4 protein-coding genes are annotated in these 4,771 nt (G+C 69.0%); 2 read left to right on the top strand and 2 right to left on the bottom strand.

Annotation, left to right across the window (positions count from 1 at the left end; translation table 11 throughout):
- A partial coding sequence (locus tag ACE3TU_RS18950) for a carbohydrate ABC transporter substrate-binding protein (RefSeq protein WP_374627067.1) occupies window positions 1–987 on the bottom strand: 987 nt, incomplete at its 3' end.
- Window positions 980–1,582 carry a MaoC family dehydratase gene (locus tag ACE3TU_RS18945; RefSeq protein WP_374627065.1) on the bottom strand — a complete coding sequence of 201 codons (603 nt, stop codon included), beginning with the start codon at window positions 1,580–1,582 and terminating at the stop codon, window positions 980–982. The genes ACE3TU_RS18945 and ACE3TU_RS18950, both read right to left, overlap by 8 nt.
- Window positions 1,583–1,930: 348 nt before the next feature.
- Between ACE3TU_RS18945 and ACE3TU_RS18940 the strand changes: the two genes are divergently transcribed.
- Both ACE3TU_RS18940 and ACE3TU_RS18935 read left to right on the top strand, forming a co-directional pair.
- Complete coding sequence (locus ACE3TU_RS18940) at window positions 1,931–2,686, top strand: hypothetical protein (protein WP_374627063.1); 756 nt, start codon at window positions 1,931–1,933, stop codon at window positions 2,684–2,686.
- On the top strand, window positions 2,683–4,771 hold a 2,089-nt coding region (locus ACE3TU_RS18935; protein WP_374627061.1), incomplete at its 3' end, for an SH3 domain-containing protein. The genes ACE3TU_RS18940 and ACE3TU_RS18935, both read left to right, overlap by 4 nt.

The raw sequence follows: 4,771 nt of genomic DNA, 5'->3' as shown, positions 1-4,771 counted from the left end.
GAGCGTCGCGCGGGTGTTGATGAAGAAGTCGTGGCAGGCGGCATTGCAGTCGGCGTCTTCCCACGCGACAGCGTTGCCCGGCTGGCCGCCGCTGGAGAAGTAGAGGCCCTTCTGGCAGTCCGCCGCGGCGAGCGCGAAGGCATAGTCGAGGGCGATGTCGGCGTGCCGGGTGCGGGCCGATACCGCGATCCCCGTGCCGCCCAGCACGGTGCCGCGCGGGCCATTGTCGTCGAAGCCGGGGGCGTCGGCAAAGACCAGCGGGTGGGCGCAATAGCCCGCCCGGCTGTAGTTGGTGTAGCCGTAGCCGTAGGGCGAATAGGCCGGCGCATCCGCGGATCGCCCCATCCACTCGTAGATGCCGATCGGATCGAGCGCGAGGCAGCGCGGATCGACGAGCGCGGTCAGTTCGCGCATCTGCTCGAGAATGTCCGCCGCGGCGTCGGGGCGCAGCAGTTCCTCGCCCTCGGCAATCGCGTGGCCGCGGTTCCGGGCGAGGCCGAAGAACGTCATCAGCGCGTTGATCGGTACCAGCGCGCAGCAGACCTCGCCGGCACGGGCGAGCGCGATCGTCTCGTCCCAGCGCCGCGGCGGTGCCGCGATCCGGTCGGGCCGATAGGCGGCCACGGGGGTCGCCGCATCGATCGCAAGGGCCCACTGGCGGCCGTCGAAGGCATAGGAGGCATGCGACAGGCCCACCGACTGGCGGGCGAGGAGGGCGAGTTCGTCGTCCCGCCCGATGCCGTCGAGCGGCAGCAGCAGGTGGTTGCGCGCCACCTCCCCGACATGGGGGTGATCGATCACCAGCAGGTCGTAGCTGTCGGCCAGCGTCTCGATCGGCTGGTCGGCAAAGGCCTGCAGCGAGCGCTTCTCCCAGCTGATCGACACCCCCGGATGCGCCGCGGCGTAGGCGGCCGAGGTCGCGACCATCGGGTCGTAGCCGCGGCTGTGGTTCCAGGTCATGCCGCGCAGCGCGACCGGCTCAGCCATTGTCGTCGGCCCGTTCTGCCGCCGCCTGCTGCTTGCGGGCGCGCTTTTCGGCCTGTCGCTGTTTCGCCTCCTCGGCAAAGGCAGCGGGGTCGCGATAAAGCGCCGTCAAGAGGTGCTCGGCGTAGAGCGCCAGTTCGCCCTCGCCCTTGTAGACCGAGTAGCTGACCCTGAGCTTGCCCGTGGTCTCGCTGTCGACCTGCTTGGAGAGGTTTTCGCGGATAGTATAGATGGTGTCGCCGATAAACACCGGCTTGATGAAGCGCAGCCGGTCGTAGCCGTAGGAAAACGAGTTCAGGCAGTTGGTCGCGACCAGCCCCAGCCCGTAAGAAAACACCATGGCGCCGGCGACCAGACGCTTGCCGAACACCCCCTGCTGCTCGGCGAACTCGCGATCCGAGACATAGGGGTGGTGGTCCATCACCAGCGAGTTGAACAGCATCGACTCGCCTTCCGAGATGGTGCGGCGGATCGAGCGGATTTTGTCGCCGACGACGAAATCCTCGTAGTACCAGTCTTCGGCGTTCCACACCGGGATCCGCGCATGGGCGTCGGGAAGTCCGGGCAGCGAACGCGCGTGCACTCCGATTTCGGCCATTCCATCCCTCCATCCCGGCGCCCGTCTTGCTGCGGGCTGCTGTCGCCTTTATGGCGCGGCAAATTTCATATGTCAAAGCTGATTGTATGTCTGAAATAAACGACCTTGGTACGGGTGTTTTGCAGGCCATTGTCGCTGATGAGGAATTGATCCTCGTCCGGGCCGCGTCGGGGCGACGAACGGGCGAATCCTCCAAGTCGCGGCGCCTCGTCGCGGCGTGCGGGTCGCCGCATGCCGGTTGATCGGCATCAATTCCCCGGCGCCACCGCCATGGCAGGGTAAACGCAGTGCCGCGTCAGGGGTGATCGACGTTCGCTCGTCCGGTGCCGGCGGCGGAGGTCGTTCGTCTTGCGCAGCAACCCATTGATCGGCGCCTGGATTTCCTTCGGCGTCGCGGCGGCGGCGGCGGTGTGGCTGGTGCTGCAGTGGGTCGTCCGCGACGACCTGTTCGCCGCACTCGGCTACGCGATGCACGCGATCACGCTGCTCGCCGTCTTCGCGCTCATTGCCGGGCTCGCGGTGGTGTTGCTCTTCCTCCGCTTCGCACGGGTCCGTGCCGATCTCCTCGCGGGGCGCAACGTCATCGCCCGCTGGACCGTCGCGGCGGCGGAGTTCGAGGCCTTCGCGGCGCGGGCCGTCGCTGCCGACCGCGCCGACAAGCGTGGCGCGCTGGCGCTGGTCGTGGGCCTCGTCCTGCTGATCTTCGGCGCCTTCGCCCTGTTCGACCCGGAGGCTGCGCCCGCCATGTTGGGCATGGCGGGCGTTGTCGTGCTTCTCATGGCCGGTGCCTATCTGCTCGGCGGCCGGGTGATGCGCCGGCAACTCGAGCCGGCGTCGCGCGAAGTGATCGTCGGAACCGACGGGCTGATGCTCAACGGCGTGCTGCACGTCTGGTCCGCCGTGCTGACCTGGCTCGCGGGCGTCGATCTCGATCAGGGGCCGCCGGCGACGCTCCAGGTCACCTATGCCTATCTGGCGCGCTTCGGCCCGCAATACGTCACGGTGATGTTGCCGGTGCCGCAATCGGCCCTGCCGCTGGCCCGGCGCGTGGTCGGGCAACTCGCGCCTCGCCGCTCTCGCCGGTCATCGGGAGCCCGTTCATGACAACGTGGTCGCGCCTGCTGCGCACCGGCTTCGTCGCCGCCGCCCTCGCCCTCGCTCCAACGGCAGCGGATGCCGACCATGTGGGCGGCCTCAACCCGCAGGGCGACAACTTCCTCGCGCTGCGCGCCGGACCGGGCACCACCTACCGCACCCTGCGCAAGATGGGGCCCGATACCGTGGTTCGGGTCATCGCCCGGCGCGGCGACTGGCTCAAGGTCGAGCTCGAGGACGGCGAGCAGGGCTGGGCCTTCGGGCGCTACATCCTCGCCGGCGATCCGCCCGGGGCGGAACTCGAGGTGGAGGACGGGGCGGAGGACGAGACCGAACTCGCCCCGGTGCCGCTGCCGGCCGGCGAGGACTGGACCGCCTGGGTCAATGATCGCTTCGGCACCGGCCTGGAATACCCCGCCGACCTGTTCGAGATGGACGAGGCGCCGCAGAACGATGACGGCCGCAGCTTCACGGCGCCGGGCGGCGTCGGCAGGTTCTTCGTCTACGGCGCCTACAACGTCTTCGAATGGACGATCGATGAACTGCTCGAGGACGATCTGGCGAGCGGCGACTACGACAGGGTCACTTATCGCCGCGGCGGGGAGGACTGGTACGTGCTCTCCGGCTATCGCGGCAGCGACATCTTCTATCGCAAGGTGATCCTCGCCGGTGAGGTGATCCACATGTTCGAGGCGAGCTATGCCCGTGGGCAGCGCCGGCTCTTCGATCCGGTGGTCGCCCGGATGGCGCAATCGCTGTCGGCCGGCCCCGGCGACGACTGGGTCGCGCCCGGGCCTGAAGCCGAGGTGGTGATCGAGGAGGCACCCCTCGATGAGGTCGAGGTGGCCCCGGCTGCGCCCGAAATCGGGCCGGACGACTGGATGGCGCCCCCCGAGGAAGTGCTGTTCGCCGGGACCGCGACCGACCTCTTCCTGCCGCACCAGGCGCATGGCGGCATTTTCGAGCAGCACGCGCGCTACGAGGACGGCGCCCTGATCGTCGATGTCCCGCCGGACAATGGTTGGGGGAAGGTCGGGCTGCTGACAAACGACCCGGTGGTCTGGCTTGACGCCTTCCACGGCGATGCCGAGGTGCGCATTGCCTATGAGTTCGATCCCGACCTCACCGACGGTTTCGGCCTTTCGCTGGCCGAGACGGGCTGGGGCGGCGTCGTGGGCAACGATCCCGGCTGGCCCTGCGTGCGCTTCTACTGGATCCGGCAGGCCGACGGCAGCGCGGCGAGCGAAATGCATGTCGATCCGCACGGCACCGACGACTACGACAAGCTGGTGCTGCCGGGCGAGGCGCCGCGCGAGGTCACCTTCGTGCTGCGGCCGGGCTGGGTCGCGGTCGAGCTCGACGGCAAGGAAGTCGTCGCCCGGCCCTGGAAGAACGTCGCCGAGGGAGCGGGCTACCGGCTCTATGCCTTTTCCCATCCGGCCGCTGCCGGGCTGCCGGCGCACATGGCGCTCAGGGCAATCCGGGTCTCCCGCCGCGCGGCCACGATCGAGGCCGTCGCCGCCGAGCCGGCGCCGGGGGTCGAGCCCCTGCCGGTCGAAACGCTGTTCGATGGCGCGCCTACGCCGGCCTTCGAGCCGGCCGCGGTCGCCGGCGGCAATTTCGAGGGCTTTGCGCGCTATGCCGCCGACGGGCTCGAGGTCGACGTGCCGGCGGGCAACAGCTGGGCCAAGACCGGCTTCATCTCGGCGGAGCCGCTGCTGGCGCTCGATGATCGCAACGCCCTGACCCCGACGCGGCTGACGCTCGGCTTCGATCCCGGGCGCACCCGGACCGTGGTCCTGGCGCTGGCCGGAGACAAGGTGGTCGAGATGTGGCCCGGGCACAATGCCTGGTTCAGCTTCCTCCGGCCGGAGGGGCAGGACTTCGTCGAGATGGGTATCCACTCGAGCCCCTATCACAACCACAGTCGCAAGCTGCCGGCCGAGTGGGTGGACCGCTACTGGGACGGTACGCTGATCTACGAGTTCGTCGACGGCCGGACCTGTCTGCGGCTGGTGGCGGGGCCGAGCGTGTGCGCCGACATGCCGGTCAATGCCGGCTACGCCTACTACGCCACCATCCTCGCCCATGCCT

This window comes from Devosia sp. (assembly GCF_041917035.1).
Lineage (GTDB): Bacteria > Pseudomonadota > Alphaproteobacteria > Rhizobiales > Devosiaceae > Devosia_A.
The sequence above is the reverse complement of the archived record's forward strand: the minus strand, read 5'-3'. Positions and strand labels throughout refer to the sequence as shown.